Origin of the sequence: Haemophilus influenzae, assembly GCF_001457655.1 — a bacterium.
Classification (GTDB): Bacteria; Pseudomonadota; Gammaproteobacteria; order Enterobacterales; family Pasteurellaceae; genus Haemophilus; species Haemophilus influenzae.
In genome coordinates, this window is sequence record NZ_LN831035.1 from 1,164,060 (window position 1) to 1,190,541 (window position 26,482).

General features: G+C 37.4%; 20 protein-coding genes, 2 tRNA genes and 1 pseudogene. 15 read left to right on the forward strand and 8 right to left on the reverse strand.

From position 1 onward, the window contains the following. Nucleotides 1-111 precede the first annotated feature (111 nt). The 4 genes from AT683_RS05855 to erpA form a co-directional block, all read right to left on the reverse strand. Nucleotides 112-984 (reverse strand): phosphoribosylaminoimidazolesuccinocarboxamide synthase, encoded by an 873-nt coding sequence (locus AT683_RS05855; protein ID WP_005661057.1) that lies wholly within the window; start codon nucleotides 982-984, stop codon nucleotides 112-114. A gap of 172 nt (nucleotides 985-1,156) precedes the next feature. Beyond that, complete coding sequence (gene mrcB, locus AT683_RS05860; protein WP_011272765.1) at nucleotides 1,157-3,502, reverse strand: penicillin-binding protein 1B; 2,346 nt, start codon at nucleotides 3,500-3,502, stop codon at nucleotides 1,157-1,159. Nucleotides 3,503-3,508: 6 nt separating this feature from the next. Beyond that, the gene (locus AT683_RS05865) at nucleotides 3,509-3,862 is read right to left on the reverse strand and encodes a YacL family protein (RefSeq protein ID WP_011272764.1); all 354 of its coding nucleotides are present in this window, start codon (nucleotides 3,860-3,862) and stop codon (nucleotides 3,509-3,511) included. A 1-nt stretch (nucleotide 3,863) separates the two neighbouring features. Continuing rightward, nucleotides 3,864-4,205, reverse strand: a complete 342-nt coding sequence (erpA, locus tag AT683_RS05870; protein WP_342666653.1) for an iron-sulfur cluster insertion protein ErpA — start codon at nucleotides 4,203-4,205, stop codon at nucleotides 3,864-3,866. A 138-nt stretch (nucleotides 4,206-4,343) separates the two neighbouring features. Between erpA and map the strand changes: the two genes are divergently transcribed. The 3 genes from map to wecA all read left to right on the forward strand — a co-directional run bounded on the left by map (nucleotide 4,344) and on the right by wecA (nucleotide 8,977). Then, nucleotides 4,344-5,150, forward strand: coding sequence for a type I methionyl aminopeptidase (map, locus tag AT683_RS05875; protein ID WP_005649958.1), 807 nt, complete (start codon nucleotides 4,344-4,346; stop codon nucleotides 5,148-5,150). A 93-nt stretch (nucleotides 5,151-5,243) separates the two neighbouring features. Beyond that, nucleotides 5,244-7,835, forward strand: coding sequence for a bifunctional uridylyltransferase/uridylyl-removing protein GlnD (glnD, locus tag AT683_RS05880; RefSeq protein ID WP_011272763.1), 2,592 nt, complete (start codon nucleotides 5,244-5,246; stop codon nucleotides 7,833-7,835). 74 nt (nucleotides 7,836-7,909) lie between these two features. Then, nucleotides 7,910-8,977 (forward strand): UDP-N-acetylglucosamine--undecaprenyl-phosphate N-acetylglucosaminephosphotransferase, encoded by a 1,068-nt coding sequence (gene wecA / locus AT683_RS05885; protein WP_005688044.1) that lies wholly within the window; start codon nucleotides 7,910-7,912, stop codon nucleotides 8,975-8,977. Nucleotides 8,978-9,107: 130 nt separating this feature from the next. Here the strand turns inward: wecA and AT683_RS05890 are convergent. The 3 genes from AT683_RS05890 to orn all read right to left on the reverse strand — a co-directional run bounded on the left by AT683_RS05890 (nucleotide 9,108) and on the right by orn (nucleotide 9,925). Then, a tRNA-Gly gene (locus tag AT683_RS05890) sits at nucleotides 9,108-9,183 on the reverse strand. 24 nt (nucleotides 9,184-9,207) lie between these two features. Continuing rightward, nucleotides 9,208-9,283, reverse strand: a tRNA-Gly gene (locus tag AT683_RS05895). Between the two features lie 93 nt (nucleotides 9,284-9,376). Continuing rightward, nucleotides 9,377-9,925: an oligoribonuclease gene (gene orn / locus AT683_RS05900; RefSeq protein WP_009500975.1), complete on the reverse strand. Its 549-nt coding sequence runs from the start codon at nucleotides 9,923-9,925 to the stop codon at nucleotides 9,377-9,379. Between the two features lie 70 nt (nucleotides 9,926-9,995). On the opposite strand from orn, the gene rsgA reads away from it, so the two are divergent. The 9 genes and pseudogenes from rsgA (at nucleotide 9,996) to AT683_RS05945 (ending at nucleotide 20,074) form a co-directional block, all read left to right on the forward strand. Further along, a complete protein-coding gene (gene rsgA, locus AT683_RS05905; protein ID WP_011272762.1) occupies nucleotides 9,996-11,036 on the forward strand; it encodes a small ribosomal subunit biogenesis GTPase RsgA in 1,041 nt (346 codons plus the stop codon). Between the two features lie 158 nt (nucleotides 11,037-11,194). Then, nucleotides 11,195-11,452 carry a phosphocarrier protein Hpr gene (gene ptsH, locus AT683_RS05910; protein WP_011272761.1) on the forward strand — a complete coding sequence of 86 codons (258 nt, stop codon included), beginning with the start codon at nucleotides 11,195-11,197 and terminating at the stop codon, nucleotides 11,450-11,452. 79 nt (nucleotides 11,453-11,531) lie between these two features. Continuing rightward, nucleotides 11,532-13,259, forward strand: a complete 1,728-nt coding sequence (gene ptsI, locus AT683_RS05915) for a phosphoenolpyruvate-protein phosphotransferase PtsI (protein WP_011272760.1) — start codon at nucleotides 11,532-11,534, stop codon at nucleotides 13,257-13,259. Nucleotides 13,260-13,318: 59 nt separating this feature from the next. Beyond that, the gene (gene crr, locus AT683_RS05920; protein ID WP_011272759.1) at nucleotides 13,319-13,819 is read left to right on the forward strand and encodes a PTS glucose transporter subunit IIA; all 501 of its coding nucleotides are present in this window, start codon (nucleotides 13,319-13,321) and stop codon (nucleotides 13,817-13,819) included. A gap of 369 nt (nucleotides 13,820-14,188) precedes the next feature. Continuing rightward, nucleotides 14,189-15,209: pseudogene (manA, locus tag AT683_RS05925) on the forward strand (mannose-6-phosphate isomerase, class I). 114 nt (nucleotides 15,210-15,323) lie between these two features. After that, nucleotides 15,324-15,689 carry a YgiW/YdeI family stress tolerance OB fold protein gene (locus tag AT683_RS05930; RefSeq protein WP_005688032.1) on the forward strand — a complete coding sequence of 122 codons (366 nt, stop codon included), beginning with the start codon at nucleotides 15,324-15,326 and terminating at the stop codon, nucleotides 15,687-15,689. Nucleotides 15,690-15,752: 63 nt separating this feature from the next. Continuing rightward, on the forward strand, nucleotides 15,753-16,418 hold the full coding sequence (locus AT683_RS05935; RefSeq protein WP_044365010.1) for a response regulator: 666 nt from the start codon (nucleotides 15,753-15,755) through the stop codon (nucleotides 16,416-16,418). Beyond that, entirely contained in the window at nucleotides 16,415-17,770 is a 1,356-nt protein-coding gene (qseC, locus tag AT683_RS05940) for a quorum sensing histidine kinase QseC (protein ID WP_005658253.1), read from the forward strand. The genes AT683_RS05935 and qseC overlap by 4 nt, the downstream gene beginning before the upstream one ends. A gap of 276 nt (nucleotides 17,771-18,046) precedes the next feature. Continuing rightward, the gene (locus AT683_RS05945) at nucleotides 18,047-20,074 is read left to right on the forward strand and encodes a BCCT family transporter (RefSeq protein ID WP_005658251.1); all 2,028 of its coding nucleotides are present in this window, start codon (nucleotides 18,047-18,049) and stop codon (nucleotides 20,072-20,074) included. 35 nt (nucleotides 20,075-20,109) lie between these two features. Here AT683_RS05945 and AT683_RS05950 read toward each other — a convergent pair whose 3' ends face one another. Beyond that, nucleotides 20,110-21,585, reverse strand: coding sequence for a leucyl aminopeptidase (locus AT683_RS05950; RefSeq protein ID WP_005658248.1), 1,476 nt, complete (start codon nucleotides 21,583-21,585; stop codon nucleotides 20,110-20,112). Nucleotides 21,586-21,692: 107 nt separating this feature from the next. Here AT683_RS05950 and lptF point away from each other — a divergent pair, with 107 nt between their 5' ends. From lptF to metE, 3 genes are all read left to right on the forward strand, one after another. Continuing rightward, on the forward strand, nucleotides 21,693-22,796 hold the full coding sequence (gene lptF / locus AT683_RS05955; RefSeq protein WP_005658246.1) for an LPS export ABC transporter permease LptF: 1,104 nt from the start codon (nucleotides 21,693-21,695) through the stop codon (nucleotides 22,794-22,796). Beyond that, the gene (gene lptG, locus AT683_RS05960; RefSeq protein WP_005658244.1) at nucleotides 22,793-23,869 is read left to right on the forward strand and encodes an LPS export ABC transporter permease LptG; all 1,077 of its coding nucleotides are present in this window, start codon (nucleotides 22,793-22,795) and stop codon (nucleotides 23,867-23,869) included. Before lptF ends, lptG begins: the two co-directional genes overlap by 4 nt. A 193-nt stretch (nucleotides 23,870-24,062) precedes the next feature. Further along, on the forward strand, nucleotides 24,063-26,333 hold the full coding sequence (gene metE / locus AT683_RS05965) for a 5-methyltetrahydropteroyltriglutamate--homocysteine S-methyltransferase (protein WP_005688028.1): 2,271 nt from the start codon (nucleotides 24,063-24,065) through the stop codon (nucleotides 26,331-26,333). The last annotated feature ends 149 nt before the right edge of the window (nucleotides 26,334-26,482 follow it).

The window sequence follows — 26,482 nt, forward strand, 5'->3', positions numbered from 1 at the left end:
TTGTGAATAAAAATTCGATAGAGTATAACCGCACTTTTCCTCTTTGTCTAGTGTTTTGTGCATTAAAAGCAAAAATCTTTATTTAGCTTTGTGCATAAAAAATCCTAATTTTCATTTTGTTAATAAATCCAGTGCTTCTTGATATTTATCAACGGTTTTCTGAATAATATTTTCTGGCACTTTTGGTGCGGGAGCTTGTTTATTCCAGCCGCTATTTTCTAACCAATCGCGCACAAATTGTTTATCGAATGATGGGGGATTTGTTCCTGCTTGGTAAGTATCCACAGACCAAAAACGGCTAGAATCTGGCGTTAATACTTCGTCCATTAAAGTGAGCGTGCCATTTTCATCTAAACCAAATTCAAATTTTGTGTCACAAATAATAATCCCTTTAGTGAGTGCATATTCTGCAGCCACGGTATAAAGTGCGATAGCTTTTTCTTTTACTTGTGCGGCTAAATCAGCTCCGATAAGTTTTTCGCATTCTGCATAGCTAATATTTATATCGTGGTTGCCAACTTCTTCTTTGCTTGATGGCGTGAAAATAGCTTCGGGTAATTTACTCGCTTCCACCAAGCCTTCAGGCAATTTTAATCCGCAAATCGTGCCAGTTTGTTTGTAATCTTTTAAACCACTGCCAGTTAAATAACCACGTACGATAGATTCAATTTTAATGGGATTCAAACGTTTACACACGACGGTGCGATCTCTGATTAAATCCGCTTCTTCTTTTGGTAACACATCATAAACGCTGTCGCCAGTGAAATGATTGGGCATAATGTGAGCAAGTTTATTAAACCAAAAATTGGAAATTTGAGTTAGGATTTCGCCTTTTCGTGGAATGGGATCATCTAAAATAACATCAAAGGCAGATAAGCGGTCAGAAGCAACCATTAGCATGCGTTTATCATCGATTTCATAGAGATCGCGTACTTTGCCTGAATATATTTTTTTTAGACTTAAAATGGGGAGTTGTTGTGTCATTGTTTTGCACCTGTATGAAAGTAAAAACTGGTGCGTATTGTACCGCACTTTTAAATCAAATAAAGCAAACGTTTGCTATTTTTTAAAAAGAAATAAAAATCCTCTGAAATGTTAGGGGAAGTATAGGGGGAAAATGTTTATTATTGGAAATTTAGTAAATCCTACGGCTTAATTATTGAGCGGGTGGATTGGGATTATCCAATACGTCCCACAGGCTTTCTTGTGGTGGTGTTTCTGTTTCAGTTGTTGGCGTGAGAGAGGGAGATGATGTTTCGCCACAGAAATTCTGACCATTATTTAGCCAAACAGGAATTGTTCGATAACTCTCACAATCCCAGTCACCGTATTGATTTATCCCCACCCATTTCACTGTTGTAGGGGGAGTAATTGCTAATTTTTCAATATTTGTACGGTTTAAATAATCTTTATAAATTTGCAATGCGCCAGAAGCACCAGTCAGTTTTGTTTCGCCATTATCATCGCGACCAAGCCAGACGGTGCTGATATTTTTTCCGTCAATTCCCACAAACCACGTATCGCGTGATTCATTGGTTGTGCCTGTTTTGCCTGCTAAATGTAAATCAGCGTAATCCTTTTGCAAACTGCGAGCTGTACCACGTTCAACAGTTTGTTGCATTGCAAATAAGGTTTGGAATGCCGCTTCTTGTGGCACCACTTGTTTTGCACTTTTATCGTGTTGAAAAATTAGGTTACCTTGACGATCTGCAATACTATCGACGGTTGTAAGCGCAATTCTCCCACCTTGATTGGCAAGGGTTTGATAAAGTTTTGTGACATCATAAGGCGAAATGCTATAAGAACCGAGCAACATCGCAGGCACTTTAGGAATTTCCACGTTGTCCCAGCCCATCGCTTTTTGCGTGTCAATGACTTTGCTCAAGCCAACTTTCATACCAATATTTACAGTGGGAATATTTAAAGAACGGGCTAAGGCATCCATTAACATTACTGAATCACTATATTTTTTGTCATAGTTGCGTGGCTGCCACGGCGGGCTACCTTTGACATTAATTGTTATTGGTTGGTTATTAATTGGGGTATTCAAACGGAACTGTTCTGGGTTAGAAAGTGCGGTCAAATAAATAGAAGGTTTTACTAAAGAACCAATCTGACGTTTTGCCATTAATGCACGATTAAAGCCTGCATATTGCGTTTGTAAACCGCCAACTACTGCACGAATTTCGCCTGTGCGATAATCCGTTATAATCATCGCTCCCTCTAAATGGGGATTTTTCATTTTCAGTTGTAATTGCGAAACGGTATTGACCACTGCATTTTCTGCTTGAGCTTGTTGTTTTAAATCCATTGTGGAAAAAATACGTGCGCCAAGTAAACTGGATATTTTGTGTTCGCCCAGTTCACGGCGTAAATCTGCTTGTAAAGTTTGAATAAATGCAGGGTATTTACGCGAGATTTGCCCTTTCTTTTGCACACCTAAAGGTCGCTGACTTAATAATTGATAAAGTTCATCGCCGATCATTTTATGTTCAAGCATTAGCCTTAAAACAATGTTGCGACGTTCGAGTGCGTTTTGTGGATTACGCCAAGGATTATAAAGTGAAGGGCCTTTGACCATCCCCACTAAAAGGGCAATTTGATCTAAGCTAATTTCACGAATCGAACGACCAAAATAAAATTGGCTGGCTAATTCAAAACCGTGAATTTGCGTATCGCCATTTTGCCCGAGATAAATTTCATTAAGATAGGTTTCGAGAATGCGATTTTTATCGTAACGCCAATCTAAAACCAATGACATCAAGGCTTCGTTGGCTTTACGTGTAATGGTGCGTTCGCGCGATAAAAATAAATTTTTGACTAATTGTTGAGTGAGCGTACTTCCGCCCTGTACCGTTTGACCTGCACGAATATTCGCAATTAATGCGCGTAAAATCCCCACTGGATTAATGCCATTATGTTCATAAAAGCGGCGATCTTCCGTTAAAATTAATGTATCAATTAATAAACGGGGATAATTTTGTAAAGGAATAGCTAAACGATCTTCGTTGTCTGATTGCAACATCGCAATCAACTTTGGTGCAAGACGAAATTCATCAACAGTTTTGACTGTGACTAAATCTTCAATGCGAGATAACTTATTATGGCTAAAACGCAAGCGCAAAACTCGCTGAGGCTCTGCTTTATCGGGGAAAGGAAAAGCACGGCGAAGTATTACAATGCTATCATCTTCTAATTTGAAATCGCCAGGTGCGGCAACCATTGTAGTTTGGCGATATTCGTTATCTAATAAAATTTGAATGACTTCATCAAAAGCGAGATTATCGGCAATTTTCACACTTTCTAAGCGACTATAAACTTCCGCAGGCAAATGCCAAATTTGACCGTCCATTTTAGAACGAATTTGCCAATCGAGATAACCGCCGTAAAAAATCGTTAAGACAAGTGCAGTGAAGCTAAATTTAAGTAAAAAACCTTTAAAAGTGCGGTTATTTTTTGGCGTGTTTTTCGATGATTTTTTAGCGGAGTGTTGAGAAGTCATAGTGAGTTAAGCAATAAAATCAACATAAGATTGGAGAAAATGAATAAAATCTTGCGTACCGCAAAAAGCAAGGCTTTCTTCATCATAATAATGGAAATCTTGTTCTAAAATTTCATCTGATTCAATGGCGAGATTGTTGGCGCGCACCATTACTTCATCAGCATTTAAAAATAACGTATATTCCGCACCGACTAAGACTTTTTCTTGATTTTCAATAAGTGATTTTGCAGTAGAAAGTGCGGTTAAAATCTTGTCTGAATTTGACCGCACTTCTGTGTTGAACCAGTTAGCAAGGGCAATGTGTTCCATCGAACATTTGACGGATACATTGCCTTGATAATGTGTAAATTGAAAATCCATCTTAGATACTAAAGGATGAACCACAGCCACAAGTGCTGGTAGCATTTGGATTATTTACAGTAAAACGTGAACCCTCTAAACCCTCAGTATAATCGACTGTACCGCCGATTAAATATTGTAAGCTCATCGGGTCAATCACAAGTTGAACCCCTGATTTTTCAATGGTTAAATCGCCGTCATTGACTTTTTCATCAAAGGTAAAACCATATTGGAAACCGCTGCAACCACCCCCTGTGATATACACGCGTAATTTCAAATTAGTATTTTCTTCTTCGCTGATTAAACTTTTTACTTTATTTGCCGCTGCATCAGTAAATGTCAGTGGCACCGCCATATCATCTATCATAACTATTTCCTACTTTCCTAAAATTTCAATCCCGCCATTATCTAATAACCCTTTACTCCATTCAAGTGCAATCCAGTTTTTTCCTAGAAATCGTGCTATAATCTCGCAAAGTTTTTTCAAAAAAGTGAGATAAAAATGGCTATTCCAATTAGAACTGAAAAAGAAATTGTAAAGTTACGTGAGGCATGCAAATTGGCTTCCGATGTGCTGGTAATGATTGAACCTTACGTAAAAGCAGGCGTAACCACAGGCGAACTTGATCGCATTTGCCATGAATATATGGTAAATGAACAAAAGGTTATCCCTGCGTGTTTGAATTATCACGGTTTCCCAAAGGCGACCTGTATTTCCATTAACGAAGTCGTTTGTCACGGTATTCCAAGTGACGATAAAGTGTTAAAAAATGGCGATATTGTGAATATTGATGTTACCGTGATTAAAGACGGTTATTTTGGCGATAACTCAAAAATGTATATCGTGGGTGGCGAAACGAATATTCGTAGTAAAAAATTAGTGGAAGCGGCACAAGAAGCATTATATGTTGGGATACGCACTGTAAAACCCGATATTCGTTTAAATGAAATAGGTAAAGCCGTGCAAAAATATACGGAAAGCCAGACTTTCAGCGTTGTGCGTGAATATTGCGGACACGGCGTTGGTACGGAATTTCACTGCGAACCTCAAGTATTGCATTATTACGCCGATGATGGCGGCGTGATTTTAAAACCCGGAATGGTGTTTACTATTGAGCCAATGATTAACGCAGGCAAAAAAGAAGTGCGCGTAATGGGAGATGGTTGGACAGTAAAAACCAAAGATCGCAGCCATTCAGCACAATACGAACATCAACTTGTTGTCACGGAAACTGGTTGTGAAGTAATGACTATCCGCGATGAAGAAATTGCAGAAGGTCGAATTTCGCGGATTATGGTGAATGTGTAATTGACATAAAATTATAAGATAAGGGCGTAGATATACGCCCTTTTTGTTTTTCTTTATAATAAAACGACTTCGATCTAACAAAAGGCAATTCATATGCTGTTTTCTCCGACACTATCTTCTCCTTTAACGCCAAGTGCGGTCAAAATTGAACGAGAAAATCTCAAGCAATTTGAGCTCGAGAATTTTTCTCGTTATTCCATTTTTGAGCTTATTGAAAATCGCTGTGATTTTTATGATGCCTTATTGATTCAACTTTGGCAGGAAATAGAATTAAGTGAACAACTGGGGATTGCTTTAATTGCGGTGGGCGGTTATGGACGGCGTGAGATGTTTCCTTTGTCGGATTTAGATTTTTTGATTTTAGTCGAGCAAACCCCAAGCCCTGAGATTGAAGAAAAGATTACTCAATTTATCCAGTTTTTATGGGATTGCGGTTTTGAGGTGGGAAATAGTGTTCGAACCTTAGAACAATGCGAATCGGAAGGGAAACAAGATATTACGATTGCCACCAATTTATTAGAAGCAAGATTTCTTGCTGGAAATCGACCGCACTTTGATGCATTAAATGAATTGGTAAAACGTGCAGATTTTTGGTCGAAAGAAGATTTTTTTAATGCCAAAGTGCAAGAGCAAATAGAACGTTATCAGCGTTATCACAATACGGCTTATAACCTTGAGCCAGATATTAAGTACAGCCCTGGAGGCTTGCGTGATTTGCATTTGTTGTATTGGGTGGCGTTGCGCCATTCTGGGGCTTTGACCCTTGAGGCTATTTTACAAAGTGGTTTTATTTATCCTCAAGAATATCAGCAACTACAAGAAAGTCGTGCATTTTTATTTAAAGTGCGGTTCGCTTTGCATTTGATTTTGAAACGTTACGATAATCGTCTGTTGTTTGATCGTCAAATTAAAGTCAGTGAATTATTGGGTTTCCGAGGGGAAGGCAATCCAGCTGTGGAAAAAATGATGAAATGTTTTTTCCAAGCATTGCACCGAATTTCGCTGATTAGTAATTTACTGATTCAGCATTATCGAGAAAATGTGCTTCCATCAAATCAGGATACTGTAATTGACCAATTAGACGATGATTTTCAACTGATTAACCAATGCTTATGTTTGCGTAATAGCTTTGTTTTTCAAGAAAAACCAGCGCGAATTTTAGATCTATTCTTTTATTTAACGCAGTACGAACATGCCAATATTCATTCTGATACTTTGCGTCAATTACAAATTTCCTTAGATCAATTATCACAAAAATTATGCGAAATTCCTGCCGCTCGGGAAAAATTTCTACGTTTATTTAATCAACCTAATGCAATTAAACGTGCGTTTATGCCGATGCACCAATATGGTGTATTAACTGCGTATCTTCCGCAATGGCAAGCCATTGAGGGCTTAATGCAATTTGATTTGTTCCACATTTATACGGTGGATGAGCATACATTGCGCGTGATGTTGAAATTGGAAAGTTTTCTGTCACAGGAAAGTGCGCAAGAACATCCCATTGCTCATCGAATTTTTAGCCAACTTTCTGACCGCACTTTGCTTTATATTGCGGCGTTGTTCCACGATATTGCAAAAGGGCGAGGTGGTGATCACGCAGAACTTGGTGCTGTGGATATTGCAGACTTTGCACAATTACATGGTTTAGATCGTCGAGAAATTGATACCCTTGCTTGGCTCGTAAAATCCCATTTGCTGATGTCAATTACGGCGCAACGCCGTGATATTCATGATCCTGAAGTCGTCATGAATTTTGCGGAAGCCGTGCAAAATCAAGTTCGATTAGATTATCTGACCTGTTTAACGGTGGCGGATATTTGTGCAACCAATGGTAATTTATGGAATAGCTGGAAACGTTCGCTTTTTGCCTCTTTATATGAATTTACAGGACGGCAATTTTCACAAGGCATGAAAGAATTGCTTGATTATTCAGAAAAATCGGCAGAAAACCGAAAACTTGCACAACAAATTTTAATGCGGGATTATTCTGATATTACGCCAATTTCGATTGAGCAATTATGGGCTCGTTGTCCAGAAGATTATTTTGTGCGTAATACGCCAAAACAAATTGCGTGGCATACAAGTTTGCTGGTGGATTTCGTTGAGGCATTATTAGTGAAAATTAGTAATCGCTTTTCACTTGGCGGCACAGAAGTGTTTATTTATTGCCAAGACCAACCGCACTTATTTAATAAAGTGGTGAGTACCATTGGCGCAAAAAAATTCAGTATCCACGATGCACAGATTATTACGACACAAGATGGTTATGTTTTTGATAGCTTTATCATCACAGAACTTAACGGAGAATTGGTTGAATTTGATCGTCGCCGAGAATTAGAGCAAGCCCTAACATTAGCCCTTCAAAGTGAAAAATTGCCCGCACTTTCTATTGTGCCTAATCGCCAGCTTCAACATTTTACTGTACAAACCGACGTGCGTTTTTTACAGGAAAACAAAAAAGAACATACTCAAATGGAACTGGTTGCCTTGGATAAAGCAGGGTTATTAGCCCAAGTGAGCCAGATTTTTACTGAGTTAAATCTAAATTTATTAAATGCGAAAATTACCACCGTAGGCGAAAAAGCCGAGGATTTTTTTATTTTGACGAACCAATTTGGGCAAGCTCTGGATTCTCAACAAAGAGAAATATTACGTAACGTGCTGTATCGAAATATTGGATAGTCCTTTTTATAAAAATATATTTCTAGGTAAATTTGCCTTATGTTATCCTTTACAAAAAATTTTAGGGTCACACTATGCTGAGTATTTTTGTTACTTTTCTTGGCGCGTTTTTAACATTGATTGTGATGCGACCACTTGCCAATTGGATTGGATTAGTCGATAAACCAAACTATCGTAAACGTCATCAAGGCACAATTCCACTAATCGGTGGCGTATCGCTTTTTGTTGGTAATCTTTGCTATTATCTGATGGAATGGGATCAACTTCGATTACCGTATCTTTATTTGTTCAGTATTTTTGTTTTATTGGCGATTGGGATTTTAGATGATCGCTTTGATATTAGCCCTTTTTTAAGAGCAGGCATTCAAGCAATATTGGCGATTTTAATGATCGATCTTGGGAATATTTATCTTGATCATCTTGGTCAAATTTTAGGGCCTTTCCAATTAACGCTTGGTTCAATTGGTTTGATTATTACCGTCTTTGCCACTATTGCGATTATTAATGCCTTTAATATGATTGATGGTATTGATGGATTGCTTGGGGGACTCTCTTGTGTTTCTTTTGCGGCGATTGGTATTTTAATGTATCGAGATGGGCAAATGGATATGGCGCATTGGAGTTTTGCTTTAATCGTATCGATTTTACCTTATTTGATGCTCAATCTAGGGATTCCATTTGGACCAAAATATAAGGTGTTTATGGGGGATGCCGGGAGTACATTAATTGGCTTTACCATTATTTGGATTTTGTTATTAAGTACGCAAGGAAAAGGGCATCCTATGAATCCAGTAACCGCACTTTGGATTATTGCGATTCCTTTGATTGATATGGTTGCGATTATTTATCGCCGTGTACGTAAAGGTAAAAGCCCATTCCGTCCAGATCGTTTACATGTTCATCATTTAATGGTAAGAGCGGGTTTAACATCAAGACAAGCCTTTTTATTGATTACGTTTGTTTCTGCAGTTTGTGCAACTATCGGTATTTTAGGGGAAGTTTATTATGTGAATGAATGGGCGATGTTTGTTGGCTTTTTCATTTTATTTTTCCTTTATGTCTATTCAATTACGCATGCATGGCGAATTACCCGTTGGGTAAGAAGAATGAAACGTCGTGCCAAACGGTTGAAGAAAGCATAAAAATAAAGGCTTGTGTTATTAAATCACAAGCCTTTATTTTTTGAGAAAATTCACCGCACTTTTTAACATTTTGATGATCTATTTTTGTAGATAGAAAAAATCCCCAGCCTTTTGGCTAAGGATTGAAATTTGGAGCGGGAAACGAGGCTCGAACTCGCGACCCCGACCTTGGCAAGGTCGTGCTCTACCAACTGAGCTATTCCCGCAATAATGCTTTTATAATGTGAAATTGGAGCGGGAAACGAGGCTCGAACTCGCGACCCCAACCTTGGCAAGGTTGTGCTCTACCAACTGAGCTATTCCCGCAGTTCACATCAGTGAATGAGCCCGAATTATACAAATATTTTTAGGGCTTGCAAGGGCAATTTCATAAAAAGAAATTTTTTGTTGAAGTTTTCGTCAATCTAATTTCATGAAGTGTTCGCGATAATAAGCCAGCTCTTTAATGGATTCTCGAATGTCATCTAGCGCTAAATGCGTATTCTCTTTTTTAAAGCCTTCTAAAATTTCAGGTTTCCAACGTGCAGCAAGTTCTTTTAATGTGCTCACGTCTAAATGGCGATAATGAAAATAATCGGCTAAATCTGGCATATATTTCACTAAGAAGCGTTTATCTTGGGCAATGCTGTTACCGCAAATTGGCGATGCACCTTTGGGAACCCACTTTTTTAAAAAGTCTAAGGTTTGTAATTCTGCTGCTCGTTCGGTAAGTTTGCTGGCTTTTACGCGTTCAATTAAGCCGTTTTCACTATGCGTTTTTTGGCACCAATCATTCATTTTATTGAGTAATTCATCAGACTGATGAACCGCTAATACTGGGCCCTCTGCCAAAATATTTAAATTTTTATCTGTCACAATAGTCGCAATTTCAATAATACGTTCTTTTTCCGGATCTAAACCGGTCATTTCTAAATCAATCCAAATAAGATTTTGTTTATCGAATGGCATAATATCAGGTATCCTATGCAAAAATTTTTTTCATTTTACCAAAAACAAGGGAAAAAACGACCGCACTTTTATGGCTAAACGTAAATTAACTCAAAACCAAACTAGAAGAATTCAATCGAATAATGCGAAAACATTACATCGCCATAAGAAAAAAGACATTGAATGGTCAGATGAAATGCTTGGCGAATCACAAGAAGGCGTTGTGGTCACACGTTATTCTATTCACGCAGATGTCGAAAATGAACAAGGCGAAATTTATCGTTGTAATTTGCGTCGTACCTTGTCGAGTTTGGTGGTGGGAGATAAAGTTGTTTGGCGTAAAGGCAATGAACAATTACAAGGTGTGAGTGGCGTGATTGAGGCGATCCATCCCCGAGAAAATGAAATTTCCCGCCCTGATTATTATGATGGTTTGAAACCTATTGCGGCGAATATTGATCGTATTATTATTGTATCAGCGGTGTTGCCAACGCTTTCCTTAAATATTATCGATCGTTATCTTGTTGTGTGTGAAATTGCGGGAATCACGCCTCTCATTGTTTTGAATAAAGTGGATTTATTGGCACAAGAACAGCGTCAAGAAATTGAAGACCAACTTAAAATTTACCAAGATATTGGCTATGAAATTTTAATGATTTCAGCAAAGAGCGGTGAAAATATGGAAAAATTGACCGCACTTTTGGCACAAGGCACGGCGATTTTTGTTGGGCAATCTGGTGTTGGTAAATCGAGTTTAATTAATCATATTTTGCCTAGCGTAAACGCTCAAGTAGGGGATGTGAGCGAAACATCAGGCTTAGGGCAGCATACCACGACATCGTCACGTCTTTACCATTTGCCACAAGGCGGTAATTTAATTGATTCGCCCGGAATTAGAGAATTTGGCCTTTGGCATTTAGATGCAGAGCAAATCACAAAAGGCTATCGAGAATTTCAATATGTTTTGGGCACCTGTAAATTCCGTGATTGTAAACATTTGAGCGACCCCGGATGTGCGTTGCGTGAAGCCGTTGAGCAAGGCAAAATTTCGCCTGTTCGTTATGATAGCTATCATCGATTAATTGAAAGTTTAAGTGAAACAAAATCACAACGTCATTTTTCATTAGTTTAACGATTGAGATTGTGAATAATAAATAAACTATTTAGCTTATTTTTATGATTTAATTCAGGCTTTTTAGTGTTTATTCTTGATTATTTTGTTTTGAAAAAGGATACTAGGGCAATTTTCTGGTTTTATATTTTTAATTATTGATTAGTCGAGGTAGCATTATGTATTCAAAAGATGTGGAAATTATTGCACCAAACGGTTTACACACGCGCCCTGCTGCACAATTTGTGAAAGAAGCGAAAGCATTTTCTTCTGAAATTACAGTAACCTCAGGGGGGAAAAGTGCAAGTGCAAAGAGCTTATTTAAGTTGCAAACATTAGTTTTAACGCAGGGAACAATACTTACCATTTCTGCTGATGGAGAAGACGAGCAACAGGCAGTTGAACATTTAGTTGCGTTAATTCCTACTTTAGAATAATTCTTACTTAGCCATAAAATTGTGAAATTTTATGGCTATTGTTTATTTATTACTTTGTTAATTGTTTCGGAAGGTATCTATGATTTCTGGCATTCTCGCATCCCCAGGTATTGCCTTTGGTAAGGCACTTGTTCTTAAAGAAGAAAAGATTGTTCTTGATACGCAAAAAATTACAGATGATCAAATTGATGAAGAAGTTGCTCGATTTTATGAAGGGCGTGCTGCGGCGGTAGAACAACTTAATTCAATTAGAGAACGTGCATTAATTTCTTTAGGCGAGGAAAAAGCCGCAATCTTTGAAGGTCACTTGATGATTCTTGAGGATGAAGAATTAGAAGAAGAAATTCTTGATTATCTTCGTTCAAATAAAGTGAATGCAGGGGTTGCAGCGAGTAAAATTTTAGATCAACAAGTGACAATGTTATCTGAAATTGATGATGAATATTTGAAAGAACGTGCAGGCGATATTCGGGATATTGCTAACCGTTTAGTTAAAAATATTTTGGGCATGCACATTGTTGATCTTGGCGATATTCAGGAAGAATCTATTCTTGTTGCTTATGATCTGACTCCCTCAGAAACCGCCCAACTTAATCTCGAAAAAGTATTAGGGGTTGTCACTGATATTGGTGGCAGAACTTCCCATACTTCGATTATGGCACGTTCTTTAGAATTGCCAGCGATTGTCGGCACAAATAAAGTGACTAAATTAGTCAATACGGGCGATTACTTAATTTTAGATGCGATAAATAATCAAGTTTATATTAATCCAACGGCATCTCAAATTGATGAATTAAAAGCACTTGAAGCGAAAATTTCTGAGGAAAAAGCAGAGTTAGCTAAATTAAAAGATCTTCCAGCTATTACATTGGATGGACATAAGGTTGATATCGTCGCGAATATCGGGACGATTCGTGATTGTGACGGCGCAGAACGTAATGGAGCGGAAGGGATTGGGCTATACCGAACTGAATTTTTATTTATGGATCGTGAACAGCTTCCCACAGAAGAAGAACAATTTATTGCCTATAAACAAGTGGTAGAAGCAATGAACGGACGCTTAACTGTGCTTCGTACGATGGATATTGGCGGCGATAAAGAGCTTTCATATTTAGATTTACCAAAAGAAATGAATCCATTCTTGGGATGGCGTGCAATTCGCATTGCGTTAGATCGTCGTGAAATTTTAAATGCACAATTACGTGCGGTATTGCGTGCTTCAGCTTTTGGTAAATTGGCAGTGATGTTCCCGATGATTATTTCGGTAGAAGAAATTCGAGAATTAAAAGCGGTTATTGAAACATTAAAGGCGGAATTACGTGAAGAAGGGAGAGTTTTTGATAATAACATACAAGTGGGTGTCATGGTTGAAACTCCCTCTGCGGCGGTAAATGCAAAATTTTTAGCAAAAGAAGTAGATTTCTTTAGTATCGGAACTAATGATTTAACTCAATATACTTTGGCTGTAGATCGCGGTAATGAGTTTATTTCCCATCTTTATAATCCAATGCACCCTTCTGTGCTTGGTTTAATTAAACAAGTGATTGATGCCTCTCACACAGAAGGAAAATGGACGGGAATGTGTGGGGAATTAGCAGGGGATGAACGCGCGACTTTATTGTTACTTGGTATGGGATTAGATGAATTTAGCATGAGTGCGATTTCTGTACCTCGCATTAAAAAATTAATCCGTAATGTAAATTTCCAAGATGCAAAAGCGCTTGCTGATGCCGCATTACAAAAACCGACCGCTGCAGAAATTGATCAATTAATTGAAGAATTTTTGCTGGAAAATTCATTAAATTAAACAAAAGTATTTGATTTTACGTTAAAATAGCATCCATCTTGAATGGATAGGAGATTAAAATGGGCTTATTTGACAAGTTATTTGGTTCAAAAGAAAACAAATCTGTGGAAGTTGAAATTTATGCACCGATCTCTGGCGAGATCGTTAATATTGAAGATGTTCCTGATGTGGTTTTCTCTGAAAAAATCGTTGGCGATGGTATTGCTGTTCGTCCTATTGGTAACAAAATCGTTGCGCCAGTGGATGGTGTGATTGGTAAAATTTTTGAAACCAATCACGCTTTTTCAATGGAATCAAAAGAAGGCGTAGAATTATTTGTACACTTTGGTATTGATACTGTTGAGTTGAAAGGCGAAGGCTTTACTCGTATTGCACAAGAAGGTCAATCTATTAAGCGTGGTGATACCGTGATTGAATTTGATCTTCCTTTATTAGAATCAAAAGCAAAATCTGTCTTAACACCAATCGTAATTTCAAATATGGATGAAATTTCTTGTATCGTAAAAAAATCAGGCGAAGTAGTGGCTGGAGAATCAGTAGTATTAGCCTTAAAGAAATAATTTGTTTACGATAAAAAAAAGTCCGCCTTTGTGCGGATTTTTTATTTATTATAGTTACCTGCGGTTAAATAAATAATCTAGGGGAAGACAAATTGCCTAGGGTAGGTATACCCTAGGTTAATCTCAATACTACCCCGTTGGGGTAGTGTGAGATTCCTCAAAGAGGAGCTACTATAACTAACCGTGGGTATACTTACCTGCGGTTAAATAAATAATCTAGGGGAAGACAAATTGCCTAGGGTAGGTATATCCTAGGCTAATTTTAAGGCTACCCCGTTGGGGTAGTGTGAGATTCCTCAAAGAGGAACGACTATAACTAGCCGTGGGTATACTTACCCACGGTTACGCTAGTTAAAATAGAAATAAATAATGATTTATAAACTTACAGGCTCACTCCAAAATTACGTATGGGGAGGGCATCAATATATTCCAGAATTACTGAATATTCCTGCTGATGAATTACCGTATTTATTAAAAATTCTTGATGTCGCCCAACCTCTTTCCATTCAACTTCATCCAACAAAAACGCAAGCTGAAATAGGTTTTGCGGAAGAAAATGCGAAAGGCATTGATTTAAAAGCATCAACACGTACTTATAAAGATAACAATCATAAACCTGAAATGATGATTGCTTTATCTGATTTCTGGTTGTTGCATGGTTTTAAAAATAAATCGGATATTATAGAAGCTTGCAAAAAAATTGCAGGAACAAGATTTACCTGATTTTTATGCTGATATTATGTAGGCAGATCAAACGCTATTGTACCAATGGTTTTCCCCAATTCTGTTAGAGAATCAAGCAGCTTATGAGGCTAACAATCTTGATTTAATTAATCCAGATTATTGGGTGCTTTACACTATTGATGCGATGAATATTTCTTTAGATAAATTAGATGCAGGTTTAATTTGTTTCTATTTGTTTAATATTGTACATCTCAAAAAAGGCGAGGGAATTTCCCAAGATGCTGGCATTCCACACGCTTATTTGCGTGGGCAAAATATTGAACTGATGGCTTGTTCAGATAATGTAATTCGAGGTGGTTTAACGCCTAAATATGTCGATATTCCAGAATTGCTTAAAATTGTCGATTGCCGTGAAGTGGAGCCTAAAATTATTCCAACAGCCCCTCAAGACGCACGCATATTTACTTACGCCACGCCAGCAAAAGATTTCGATTTGCAAAATATTCAATATGAATGTGGCGAAACACATCATTTAAAAGCACAAAGTGCGAGTATTTTATTAGTAATGAAAGGGCAGTTAAATTTACGCTCAGAAACGACCGCACTTTCTTTGAAACAAGGTGAGGTTGCTTTTATTACTGCAAATGCTTCTTATGAAGTGGACGGCTTAATTGAAGGCTATGCAGTGGTCGCAAAATTGCCTTGATAAAGTCTTACCAAAAAAGTATAGTCCTCTTAATCTTTTATTAAGATTTATTTGTTTTAATACACACATCCAAGCAATGGTGCTTGAAATTAACTAACTTAAAAAGGAAACGTTATGAAAAAATTTGCATTAGCAACAATCTTCGCATTAGCAACCACTTCAGCATTTGCTGGTTTTAATGGCAATAATAGTCAAGGTGGTTTTCAACAAACAGCCCCTGCTGCAATTAGCGTAAAACAAGCTTTATCTGCGGCTGATAATTCAATGATTACTTTGGTGGGTAATATTACACAACAAATTGATGACGATGAATTTTGGTTTACTGATGGGACAGGGCAAATCAAGATTGAAATCAAAAAACGCGTTTGGAATGGTTTAAACGTAGATTCAAAGGATAAAGTGAAAATTTATGGAAAATTGGATAACGAAGCCTTTGAGAAAGCAGAACTTGATGTATTGCGCGTTGAAAAAGCAGAATAATTATCTTTGAAGATAGCGGGCGTTAGCTCGCTATTTTTGTCTATAAAGTGCGGTCAATTTTTTATGAGAATTTTATTGATAGAAGACGATAATCTAATCGGCAATGGGTTGCAGATTGGTTTAACTAAACTTGGTTTTGCGGTGGATTGGTTTACCGATGGAAAAACAGGAATGGCTGCTTTAACCTCTGCATCTTATGATGCGGTGGTATTGGATTTAACCTTGCCTAAACTTGATGGATTAGATGTATTGCAACAATGGCGATCTAATCATCAAGATGTTCCCGTATTAATTTTGACTGCTCGTGATACTTTAGATGAACGAGTTAAAGGTTTACAAAGTGGTGCAGATGATTATCTTTGCAAGCCTTTTGCTTTGGCTGAAGTCGCCGCACGTTTACAAGCCCTTATTCGTCGTCGTTATGGATATCATCATTCTGTGATAGAACAGGCTGGTGTTAAGCTAGATCAGAATCAACGTTCTGTTTGGCTGAATAATCAACCCATTTCTTTAACAAGCCGTGAATATAAATTGCTTGAATTATTTATGCTGAATAAAGATCGCGTATTGTCTCGCTCATCCATTGAAGAAAAATTATCCAGTTGGGATGAGGAAATTAGCAGTGGCGCATTGGATGTGCATATTTATAATTTACGCCAAAAATTGGGGAAACAATTTATTCGCACGGTACACGGTGTTGGATATGCTTTGGGACAAGTTGAAAAATGAAAAATAGAAGCCTTACGTTGCGTCTTATTTCTGTGCTTTGTTTAACCGCACTTTTTGTTTGGCTGGGTTCTACGCTTGTGGCTTGGTGGCAAGTTCGCCACGATGTGAATAAAGTTTTTGATGCACAACAAGTTCTCTTTGCTGAACGGCTCGCAAATTCAGATTTAAGTACTATTTTGTTGGAATCTAGCACAACGCTAAATAAAAATTCACAGTCGGTATTAAAAAAAAGTTATGACGATGATGCCTTAGCCTTTGCTATTTTTTCTAAAACTGGGAAACTTTTATTCAGTGATGGACGAAATGGAAAAGATTTTATTTTTAATTATAAAACGGGGTTTTATAATGCGAATATTTATGATGATGACGATAAATGGCGAATTTTTTGGCGTATGGCAGCTAATGGAGAATTAGTTATCGCAGTAGGGCAAGAATTAGATTACCGTGAAGATTTAATTGAAGAAATGATTTTGGGGCAAATGTGGATTTGGTTTGCCAGTTTGCCTATTTTGATCATTGTTTTAGGATGGTTGATTCATAAAGAACTTCGACCGATTAAACGTTTAAGCCAAGAAGTACAAACGAGAAAATCTGGCGATGTGTCATTGCTGAATACGGAGGGGCTACCCGTTGAGATTTTACCCTTAGTAAAAAATTTAAATCAATTTTTTGACCGCACTTCAGCTATGTTGCAACGCGAACGCCGTTTTACTTCTGATGCAGCTCACGAATTGCGTAGTCCATTGGCGGCATTGCGTATTCAAACTGAAGTTGCGCAACTAGCTGGCGATGATGTAGCGTTACGAGAACAAGCACTTTTACATTTAACGCAAGGCATTGATCGGGCTTCGCAATTGATTGAACAATTATTAACGCTTTCCCGCTTGGATAATTTGCAAGCCTTAGAAACACTACAGCTGCTTGATTGGGAAGCTATTGTTCAATCATTAATTTCTGAGCGTTATTTTGTGGCAGAAAAACGTAAAATTACCTTGGTTTTTGAGAAAGAATCTGAACCAAAGCAAAAACAAGGGCAATCAATTTTAGTTTCATTGATGCTTAGAAATTTACTCGACAATGCTATTAAATATTGTCCTGAAGATACAATCGTTTCAGTAAAAATTTCATCCTCACAGATTATTATTGAGGACAATGGTGGTGGCGTTGAACCTGAAGATTTGAAAAAACTTGGACAGCGTTTTTATCGTCCAGCTGGGCAAAATGAAAAGGGAAGTGGCTTGGGACTTTCTATTGTTATGCGAATTGCGGAATTACACGGATTTAAAGTGCGGTTAGAAAATGTTGTAAAAGAGGGGAGAAGAATTGGCTTAAAAGCAATAATATCCTTGTAGAAATGGCTTTAAAATAAATGATATTTGTGCGGTAAATTATTTTGTAAATTTTACCGCATTTTTTAGTTTAGCTTTCACTAATTTGAAATAATGACTGTATTTTGTTAGTATACACAAGTTTTTGGAAACAATCCTTCAATTCCTACTGAACGTTTCCTTCAAAATCGCACTTCTATGTGCTGTCCTTTGTAGTGGTTCCATTACACATTTTTGCCTCTAGGCAATGTTTATTAAATCTATTTTTAATCTATTCATTTAATCGTTAAGGGGAAAAGTTTGTCTTTATCTCAATTTATGACAAAGCGAACGTCATTTAATCCTTTGGTAATTGGCGTTACGTTATTTTTTATATTGTTACTGATGGCAATGATTTTTATTGCGCCAGAGCAAACTCAAGCATTATTGAATCAAGCTAAAAGTGGTATTTTTGCTAATTTTAGTTGGTTTTATGTACTCACTTTTTCAGTGTTTTTAGGATTTTTATTAATTTTATCAGTAAGTAGTCTTGGCAATATAAAACTAGGGCAAGATGAAGAAGAACCTGAATTTAGTTTCTTATCTTGGCTTGCGATGTTATTTGCCGCTGGAATGGGGGTTGGGCTGATGTTTTTTGGCGTAGCAGAACCATTAACCCATTATCTTTCTGACATTACAGTAGGTTCTGCAGAACATAAACAACAAGAGGCTTTACTTCATACTTTGTTCCACTGGGGAATTCACGCGTGGGCAGTATATGGCACCATTGCTTTAGCATTAGCTTATTTTGGGTTTCGTTATAAATTACCTTTAGCGTTGCGCTCTTGTTTTTATCCTTTATTAAAAGATCGTATTAATGGCAAAATTGGCGATGCGATTGATGTTATGGCATTACTTGCCACATTATTTGGGATTATTACTACATTAGGTTTTGGTTCATCACAGCTTGGTGCAGGGCTTGAACAAATAGGTTGGATAAGTCAGAACAGCTTTGCCTTACAAGTTGGCGTTATTGTTGTGGTGATGTGTTTAGCGGTGTTTTCTGCTATTTCTGGTATTGGAAAAGGCGTGAAAATATTAAGTGAAATTAACTTAACTTTAGCATTTTGTTTACTTCTTTTTGTTTTAATTTCAGGCCCTACGTTATACCTTTTATCTGCATTTAGCGACAATATTGGTAATTATTTCAGCAATTTAGTGCAACTCAGTTTTAAAACCTATGCTTATGAACAAGAACATACTAGCTGGTTTAGCGGATGGACTGTGCTTTATTGGGCTTGGTGGTGTTCTTGGGCTCCGTTTGTGGGTTTATTTATTGCGCGTATTTCTAAAGGGCGAACTATCCGTGAATTTATTTTTGGCGTATTAGTTATTCCAAGTTTATTTGGTATTTTATGGTTTACTGTTTTTGGTAATACAGCAGTATGGCTAAATGATGGCATTGCTGCGGGCGGGCTTGGCGAATTTATTTCTTCCCCAGAAATTTTATTATTTAAATTTTTAAATTATCTGCCTTTACCAACAATAACAGGCTTTGTGAGCTTATTAGTGATTTCATTGTTTTTTATCACTTCAGCGGATTCAGGTATTTATGTGTTAAATAACATTGCATCTCGAGATAAAAGTTTAGCTTCTCCTGCGTGGCAAGCCATAATGTGGGGCACTTTGATGTCAGTTGTTGCAATTGTGCTAATGCAATCTGGTGGACTTGCTAATTTGCAAACAATGACATTAATTGTTGCCTTGCCTTTTGCTTTATTGATGTTGGTAATGTGTTTTAGTTTATGGAAAGGCTTAATTGCGGATAAAAAATATTTTTCTACTAAAGTCAATCCAACTAGTATTTTCTGGAGCGGCGATAAATGGAAATCACATTTAGAGCAAATGATGAACCAAACGCAAGAGAAAGATATTTTACGTTTCCTTAAAAATACGGCGTTACCCGCTATGCGAGAATTACGTCAAGAATTAACAGGAAAATATAATTTAAGTGTAGAAATCAACACATTATTTGAACAAGAAGAGCCAGCTTTGGAATTGGTAATTCATAAAGAATCAATGCGAGATTTTATGTATGGTATTAAATCTGTTGGGCGAGAAGTGTCAGAGCAATTAATTAACGATGAAAATTTACCGCACATTCAGCATAGTGTTACTTACGAGCCTTACACTTATTTTTTTGATGGACGAGTCGGTTACGATGTTCAATATATGGATCAAGATGAATTGATTGCCGATATGTTGAAACAATATGAACGTTATCTAAGTTTGCTTGATGATGTGGGTCAGGAACTGATGGCACACGAGCAAACCGAACTAGCAGAGTAATCGATTTAAAGGTGCAACGTGTGCCAGTTTTGTGGTTATTTAACTTGATTAATCAAAAATTGGGTTAATAGCGAAACAGGGCGACCTGTTGCACCTTTATTTGCGCCTTGTAACCAAGCAGTGCCTGCGATGTCTAAATGTGCCCAGCGATATTTTTTCGTGAAGTTAGACAAAAATGCACCCGCTGTAATTGCGCCACCCCAGCGACCACCAATGTTGGCAAGGTCGGCGAAAGGCGATTTAAGTTGCTCTTGATATTCTTCGCTTAATGGTAAACGCCACGCTTTGTCAGTGGTTTCTGTTGCGGCTTGGAGTAGTGCATTGGCAAGATTGTTATCTGTAGAAACTAAGCCGCTATTGTGTTGCCCTAGTGCAACCACACAAGCACCAGTCAAGGTTGCAACATCAATAACAAGCTCAGGTTCAAAACGCTCAACATAAGTAAGTGCATCACAAAGCACTAATCGACCTTCTGCATCAGTATTAAGAACTTCTACAGTTAAACCATTCATAGTGGTAAGAATATCGCCTGGGCGATAAGCATTGCCATCTGGCAGATTTTCACAACCTGCTAAAACACCAATAACGTTTAATGGTAAGTTCAACTGTGCAATGGCTTTCATTGTGCCGAAGACAGAGGCTGCACCGCACATATCATATTTCATTTCATCCATATCTGCGGCGGGTTTAAGTGAAATACCGCCAGCATCAAAGGTTAATCCTTTGCCTACAAGTACAATGGGTTTGGCGTTTTTATCTGGCGCATTATTGAATGTTAAAACAGACATATAAGCACGGTTTTCAGAGCCTTTTGAGACGGCAAGATAAGCGTTCATTCCAAGTTTAGCCATTTCTTCTTCATCCACAACTTTCAATGAAAGTGCGGTAGAATTTTCTGCTAAATTTTTTGCTTGCTCAGCAAGATAAGCTGGATTACAAATATTTGGTGGCATATTTGCGATGTCACGTGCTGCTTTTATGCCTGAGCTAATGGCATTGGCGTGAGAAATAGCTTGTTGTGCTTGATTACAATCCGTATTAAAGATGAAAGATTCTAAAACAGAGGTTTCTGCTTTTTGAGATTTGAAATGATCAAATTGATAATTGGTGTGTTCAATCGTTTCAATGGCAAAGCGGATATTCCAATAAAGATCGCGATCTTTTAATTCAATTTCAGTTAAATAAGAAATGACTTCACGCGTGTTGGTTTCTTTTAGTGTCTTTAATACAGCTTGGATGATTTGTTTATATTGACGCTCTGTGAGTTCTCCTTTTTTGCCACAGCCAACGATTAATAGGCGTTTAGCAGATAAACCTTGAAGATCACGAAGTAAAATGGTTTGGGCTAATTTGCCAGTGAGCTCACCTGATTTCACTAAATCGTTTAAATAACCTTGGGTTAATTGATCGATTTCATTAAAACTTTTTGAAAATTTATTATTTTCATAGATGCCTAAAACAATGCAATCAGTGGCTTGAGAAAGTGCGGTATTTTTTGCTTGATATTTCATTTGTTGTCCTTAAATTTCTGTTTAATTCAGCGAAAATAAGTTATCATATGCGACCGATTTTATCCAGTTTTCCTCCGTTTTAGATTTAGAAAAACAAACGAAATAAGATGATTTTAATTCGATATTTAATAAAAGAAGTTTTCAAAAGCCAAATCGCAATTTTACTAATTTTGCTATTGATTTTTTTTAGTCAGCAGTTTGTGCGTGTATTAGGTGCGGCGGCAAATGGGAATGTGCCAGCTGATTTGGTTTTCTCTTTATTAGGCTTAGGAATGCCGACAATGGCGCAGTTGATGTTGCCACTATGTTTATTTATTGCGATTTTACTGACTTTTGGTCGCCTTTACGCTGAAAGTGAAATCACAGTGATGCGCGCGTGCGGTGTGGGGCAACGGATTTTGGTTAAAGTGGCACTGATTATGTCTTTATTAACGGCAGGTATTGCCGCTTATAACGCATTATGGCTTTCGCCTTGGGCAATTCAAAAACAAGTGAATATGGTGGAAGATGCAAAGGCTAATCCAACCGTTGGCGTGCTGTCTTCAGGTCAGTTTATTTCTACCAACAATAATAACGTTGTGTTATTTATTGATAAGATTAAAGATAATCAAATCCGCAATGTTTATTTATTTCAAATGACACCTCAAAAACAAACAAAACCTTCAGTGATAACAGCTGAAAAAGGGGAATTAATTGCGTTGCCAAATGGTGATCAAGTCTTAAATTTGAAAAATACAAAACGGGTTGAAGGAACCTCCGCTTTGCCAGATTTTCGCATTACGCATTTTGATGAATATCACGCCTATTTAGGTTATCAATCCGCAGAAAATACCAATGATGAAGTAGCAGAATTAACATTGTCTCAACTTATCGATTTAGATTCTTCTTCTGCGAAAGCTGAATTGCATTGGCGTATTACCTTAATTTTGGCAGTGCCATTAATGGCATTGATTGCTGTACCATTAAGTCGCGTAAATCCTCGACAAGGTAGATTTGCCAAAATTTTACCCGCACTTTTACTCTATTTAATTTATTTCTTGTTACAAAGCTCTTTTAAATCTGCAGGTTCAGCGGGAAAATTAGAGGCTGAACTTTTAATGCCGCTTGTTAATATCGGATTTTTCTTACTTGCTGTGGTGTTGAATAGCTGGGACAGTGAAATAATGTATAAATTTCGCTATTTATTCAGTAAGAAAGGATCGGCAAAATGATAAATACCCTTGATCGTTATATTGGAAAAAGTATTCTTGGCACGATTTTTGCTACTTTAATGACTTTAGTGGGATTGTCGGCGATTATTAAATTTGTCGAACAATTTCGTAGTGTAGGTAAAGGCACTTATGATATTTGGCAAGCGGTAATTTTTACTGGTTTAACTATACCGAAAGATATTGAAACTTTCTTTCCTATGGCAGCATTGCTTGGGGCATTAATTGCACTAGGTAATCTTGCTAGCAGAAGCGAACTTGTTATTATGCAATCAGCTGGATTTTCTCGCTTTAAAATAGGTATAGCGGTAATGAAAACTGCATTACCATTAGTAGTATTTACAATGATTATTGGGGAGTGGGGAATTCCACAAACAGAACAATTTGCACGAGATATGCGCGCTAAGGCTCTTTCTGGTGGTTCAATACTTTCAATTAAAAATGGTGTGTGGGCGAAAGATGGTCATCATTTTGTATTTGTTAGGCGTGTGACGGATGATACAAAATTAGACGATATTTATATTTATACCTTTGATCAACAGCATAATTTAATAAAATTAAAACATGCAAACCAGGCGAGTTATTCTGAAGATGAAGCTAAATGGACATTGCGTCAAGTTAATCATTCAACGATTATGAAAGATGAAATCATCACAACGAATCATTTATCAGAAACTTGGGAAACTAGTTTGACGCCAGATAAATTAGGTGCGGTTTCTTTGCGTCCGACATCATTATCTATCTCAGGTTTATATCATTACATTTCATTTCTGCGTGAAACAGGGCAAGATGTGAGTCGTTTTGAACTCACGTTTTGGCGTAAAATTTTCCAGCCTGTATCCGTTGGCGTAATGATGTTATTAGCCTTATCTTTTATTTTTGGCTCGCTACGCAGTGTGACTGCAGGTGCAAGGATAGTTACTGGGATTTGTGTAGGATTCTTATTTTATGTTGTTAATGAAATTTTAGGACAAACGAGTGTAGTTTACGGTATTCCTGCTATTTTTGGTGCATTGATCCCGAGCTTGCTTTTCATTGTAATGATTTGGTGGTTATTAAGTCGTAAGCGAGATTAATTTTAAGGAAATAAGTTAGCTGAATTGATTCATCGTTATTTGATAGATAAAAGAATGCTTGATTATGAATTTATTTAATGTAAATCCTGAAAATAATAAGTTTGCATAATAAATGAAGATCAAGCATTCTATATTGGTATAGACGTTTAGCCGTCTAAATGATTAAAAAAATTACTTTAAATTGGGAGTTATTATGACAACATCACATATTTTAGGCTTTCCTCGTGTAGGGGCAAAACGTGAATTAAAATTTGCACAAGAACGTTATTGGCGTAAAGAATTAGCAGAGCAAGATTTATTAGATTTAGCGAAAGCATTGCGTGAAAAAAACTGGAAACATCAAGCGGCTGCCAATGCGGATTTCGTTGCAGTGGGCGATTTCACGTTCTACGATCATATTTTAGATTTACAAGTGGCAACAGGGGCAATTCCTGCTCGTTTTGGTTTTGATAGCCAAAATTTAACCCTTGATCAATATTTCCAACTTGCACGTGGTAACAAAGATCAATTCGCAATTGAAATGACCAAATGGTTTGATACGAACTATCACTATCTTGTGCCTGAGTTCCAAAAATCGACCGCTTTCAAAGCTAATCCAGCACATTATGTAAACCAAATCCGTGAAGCAAAAGCCTTAGGCTTAAACTTCAAACCTGTGATTGTTGGCCCATTAACATTCTTATGGTTAGGTAAAGAAAAAGGCGAAGCATTTAACCGTTTCGATTTATTAAATCAATTAGTGCCTGTTTATGTTGAAATTTTAAATGCATTAGTGGCTGAAGGGGCAGAATGGATTCAAATTGATGAACCTGCATTAGCATTAGATTTACCAGCAGAATGGGTTGAAGCCTATAAATCTGTTTACGCTGAATTAAGCAAAGTGAACGCAAAATTATTATTAGCCACTTATTTTGGTTCAGTTGCAGAACACGCTGAATTATTAAAAGCCTTACCTGTTGCAGGCTTGCATTTAGATTTAGTTCGTGCACCAGAACAACTTGCGGCATTTGAAGATTACAGCAAAGTGTTATCAGCTGGTGTGATTGAAGGTCGTAATATCTGGCGTGCAAACTTAAACAAAGTGTTAGATGTATTAGAGCCATTAAAAGCAAAATTAGGTGAGCGTTTATGGATTGCACCAAGCTGTTCATTATTGCATACCCCATTTGATTTAGAAGTGGAAGTACAATTAAAAGAAAAAAATACCGCACTTTACAGCTGGTTATCTTTCACGCTACAAAAAGTAGAAGAATTAAACGTATTAAAACAAGCGTTAAATAATGGCAGAGCGTCTGTACAAGCAGCATTAGATGCAAGCCAAGCGGCAGCAGATGCACGTGCAACCTCAAAAGAAATTCATCGCCCTGAAGTGGCAGAACGTTTAGCAAACTTGCCAAAAGGTGCGGATCAACGTAAATCGCCATTTGCAGAACGTATCGTTAAGCAAAATGCGTGGTTAAATTTACCGCTTCTGCCAACTACAAACATTGGTTCATTCCCACAAACTACTGAAATTCGTCACGCACGTGCAAGTTTCAAAAAAGGCGAGTTATCTCTTGCAGATTACGAAGCGGCAATGAAAAAAGAGATCGAATATGTAGTACGTCGCCAAGAAGAATTAGATTTAGATGTGTTAGTTCACGGTGAAGCAGAACGTAACGACATGGTGGAATACTTTGGGGAATTATTAGATGGTTTCGCATTCACTAAATTTGGTTGGGTACAAAGCTATGGTTCACGTTGTGTAAAACCACCAGTGATTTACGGTGATGTAACTCGCCCAGAGCCAATGACAGTACGCTGGTCTCAATATGCACAAAGCCTCACAAACCGTGTAATGAAAGGAATGCTCACAGGCCCTGTGACTATTTTACAATGGTCATTCGTGCGTAACGATATTCCACGTTCAACCGTATGTAAACAAATCGGCGTAGCATTATCTGATGAAGTGTTAGATTTAGAAGCAGCAGGCATTAAAGTCATTCAAATTGACGAACCAGCCATTCGTGAAGGTTTACCGCTTAAACGTGCAGATTGGGACGCATACTTACAATGGGCAGGCGAAGCATTCCGTTTAAGCTCAATGGGCGTGCAAGATGATACGCAAATTCACACTCACATGTGTTATTCCGAGTTTAACGACATCTTACCTGCCATTGCGGCATTAGATGCAGACGTGATTACCATCGAAACTTCACGTTCAGATATGGAATTATTAACGGCATTTGCAGATTTCAAATATCCAAATGATATTGGCCCAGGTGTTTACGATATTCACAGCCCTCGTGTACCAACGGCGGCGGAAGTGGAACATTTATTACGTAAAGCATTAAATGTAATTCCAAAAGAACGCTTATGGGTAAACCCAGACTGCGGTTTAAAAACGCGTGGCTGGACAGAAACCATCGACCAATTAAAAGTGATGGTGGATGTAACCAAAAAATTACGTGCGGAATTAGCGTAAGTCATAATACATAAAGAATAATTTTCAAACACAACATAATTAAAGCCGAATCTCTATGGGATTCGGTTTTTCTTATAGATAAAATGTTGAAATATAATAAAAAAGCCTTGAATTGATCTGCACCCCAAAAGTTGGACTAAACAACTAAC